Annotated in this window: 1 protein-coding gene; it reads left to right on the top strand. The window is 65.5% G+C overall.

All coding sequences use genetic code 11. The features are described from left to right. Positions 1-343: 343 nt before the first annotated feature. Positions 344-3,552, top strand: a 3,209-nt coding sequence (gene dnaE, locus QZ213_RS26115; protein ID WP_291688947.1) for a DNA polymerase III subunit alpha, incomplete at its 3' end; no start/stop codon positions are given.

Here is a 3,552-nt window from a genome sequence, read left to right as displayed (position 1 = left end):
AAGAACAAAATGGGAACAATGTTCTTCATATGTTCACAGATCAGGAGGCGGGCATGTTGAAGATTTTTGTCGAGGAAGCGGCCGCGCTGGCGTCGATCGCGCTGTTTGTCGGGATGATCGCGGTCTGGGCGCAGCTTATTCCACAGCTCTGACATCGGGCTCTGGTCGGGTTTGGGCGCGCGGGCAGTTGGGGAAAAGCCGGACGGCGGACGCAAATGGTGCGTTCCACGTGGACTCCGTCCCTCCAAGGCACCACCATTGAGGGGCGAGTCGGCCGCACCGGCGGCTTCGCGTCCCCTCAAGCCGATCGACCGAGTTCATGACCCCAAAACCTGCGGCAGCCATGTCCAATGCCGGATTTGTCCATCTCCACGTCCATTCGGCCTATTCGCTGCTGAAGGGCTCGATCAAGATCGCCAAGCTCGGCGAACTGGCGAAAGCCGACCGCCAGCCGGCGCTTGCGCTGACCGACACCGACAACATGTTCGGGGCGCTGGAATTCTCCGACAAGATGGCCGGCTACGGCATCCAGCCGATCATCGGCCTGGAACTCGCGGTCGATTTCGGCGACCAGGACCCCAACGCGCGCAACGCCCTGGCGGCGGCACCGACGCGAATCGTGCTGCTGGCGGCGCGCGAGCGCGGCTATCGCAGCCTGATGCGGCTCAATTCCCGCGCCTTCCTGGAAACGCCGGTTCACCAGGCCCCGCATATCAAGTTTGAATGGCTCGAGGGCTGTGCCGAGGATGTGATCGCGCTGACCGGCGGCCCGGACGGGCCGATTTCGCTGGCGATCGCCGGCGATCATGCCGGCCTAGCCGCATCGCGCTGCGATCGGCTGGCGAGCCTGTTCGGTGACCGGCTGTATGTCGAACTGCAGCGCCATGGCATCGAGAAGGAACGCCGCGTCGAGGCCGGTCTGATTGATCTCGCCTACACCAAGGGCCTGCCGCTGGTGGCGACCAATGAGCCCTATTTCGCCACGTCAGACGATTACGAAGCCCATGACGCGCTGCTGTGCATCGCCGGCGGGCGCCTGATCGCCGAGACCGAACGCGATCAGCTGACCCCGGACCACCGCTTCAAGAGCCGCGCCGAAATGGCGGTGCTGTTCGCCGACGTGCCGGAGGCGCTGGCGTCCACTGTCGAGATCGCCGAGCGCTGCTCGTTCCGCCCGCTCACCCGCAAGCCGATCCTGCCCCGCTTCACGGTCGGCGCGACCGCCAACAGTGCGGACGCCGTCAGCGAAGAAGCGGCGGAGTTGCGCCGGCAAGCCGAGGAGGGGTTGACCAACCGGCTCAGGGTTCACGGCGTTTCGCAGGGCACCACCGAGGAAGACTACCGCGCGCGCCTGGCCTTCGAGCTCGATGTCATCACCCGCATGCAGTATCCGGGCTACTTCCTGATCGTCGCCGACTTCATCAAATGGGCGAAGGCGCAGGGCATTCCGGTCGGACCGGGCCGCGGCTCCGGCGCGGGCTCCCTGGTCGCCTACGCGCTGACCATCACCGATCTCGATCCGATCCGCTTTGGCCTCTTGTTCGAGCGCTTCCTCAATCCGGAACGTGTCTCGATGCCAGACTTCGACATCGACTTCTGCCAGGACCGGCGCGGCGAGGTGATCGACTATGTGCAGCAGCGCTACGGCCGGGACCAGGTGGCGCAGATCATCACCTTCGGTACGCTGCAGGCGCGCGGCGTGCTGCGCGATGTCGGGCGCGTGCTGCAGATGCCCTACGGTCAGGTCGACAAGCTGACAAAACTGGTGCCGCAAAATCCCGCGGCCCCCGTGACGCTGGCGGCTGCGATCGCCAGCGAGCCGAAGCTGCAGGCGTTCCGCGATGAGGATCCGGTGGTGGCGCGCGCCTTCGACATCGCCCAGCGTCTCGAAGGCCTGACCCGGCACGCCTCCACCCACGCCGCCGGCATCGTGATAGGTGACCGGCCCCTGAGCGAACTGGTGCCGCTCTATCGCGATCCCAAGTCCGACATGCCGGTGACCCAGTTCAACATGAAATGGGTCGAGCCCGCGGGCCTCGTCAAATTCGACTTCCTCGGCCTCAAGACGCTGACCGTGCTCGATGTCGCGGTCAAGCTGCTCAAGCAGCGCGGTGTCAGCGTCGATCTGGCGACGCTGCCGATCGACGATGCCGCCAGCTATCAGATGCTGGCCAGGGGCGACGTGGTCGGCGTGTTCCAGGTGGAAAGTCAGGGCATGCGGCGCGCGCTGGTCGACATGCGGCCCGACCGCTTCGAGGACATCATCGCGCTGGTGGCGCTGTATCGGCCGGGCCCGATGGCGAACATTCCGACCTATTGCGCCCGCAAGCACGGTGACGAGGAGCCGGAATATCTTCATCCCATACTCGAGTCGATCCTGAAGGAGACCTTCGGCGTCATTATCTACCAGGAACAGGTGATGCAGATCGCCCAGGTGATGGCCGGCTATTCGCTCGGCGACGCCGACCTGTTGCGCCGTGCGATGGGCAAGAAGATCCGTTCGGAGATGGAAAAGCAGCGCGCGATCTTCGTTGCCGGCGCGGTAAAGAATAACGTGCCGAAAGGGCAGGCCGAAACCATCTTCGAACTGCTGGCGAAGTTTGCCGATTACGGCTTCAACAAGAGCCACGCCGCCGCCTACGCGCTGGTGTCGTACCACACCGCCTATATGAAGGCGCATTACCCGGTCGAGTTCATTGCGGCGTCGATGACGCTCGACCTCAACAATACCGACAAGCTCTCGGAATTCCGCGCCGAGGCGCAGCGGCTCGGTATCAAGGTCGAAGCGCCCTCGGTCAACCGCTCCGGCCCCACCTTCGAGGTAGCCGACGGCACCATCTTTTACGCGCTGGCGGCGCTGAAGGGCGTCGGCCAGCAGGCGGTCGAACTGATCGTCGAAGCGCGCAAGGACGGCGCGTTCACCTCGCTCGCCGACTTCGCGGCGCGCGTCAATCCGCGCGCGATCAACAAGCGCGTCATCGAGAGCCTTGCCGCGGCCGGCGCCTTCGACTGTCTGGATTCCAACCGTGCGCGGGTGTTTGCCGGCGCCGAGTCGATCCTGGCGGCCTGCCAGCGCAGCCACGAGGCTGCGACCATGGGGCAGAACGACATGTTTGGCGGCGCCGCGGATGCTCCGACCATCATGCTGCCGCAGGTCGAGCCCTGGCTGCCGGCGGAACGGCTGCGGCGCGAATACGACGCCATCGGGTTTTTCCTGTCCGGCCATCCGCTCGACGACTACGCCGCCGTGCTGAAGCGGCTGCGGGTTCAGTCCTGGGCGGAATTCTCCCGCGCGGTGAAAACCGGCGCCACCGCCGGCAAGGTCGCCGCCACCGTGGTGTCGCGCATGGAGCGGCGTACCAAGACCGGCAACAAGATGGGCATCATGGGCCTGTCCGATCCGACCGGCCATTTCGAAGCCGTGCTGTTTTCCGAAGGGCTCGCGCAATATCGCGACGTGCTGGAGCCGGGGGCTGCGGTGCTGCTGCAGTTGGGCGCCGAGCTGCAGGGCGAGGATGTCCGCGCCCGCGTGCTGCACGCCGAGCCGCTGGA

The organism is Bradyrhizobium sp., assembly GCF_017881085.1.
Taxonomy (GTDB): domain Bacteria; phylum Pseudomonadota; class Alphaproteobacteria; order Rhizobiales; family Xanthobacteraceae; genus Bradyrhizobium.
Note: the sequence above shows the minus strand (reverse complement) of the source record. Positions and strands in the feature narration are given on the sequence as shown.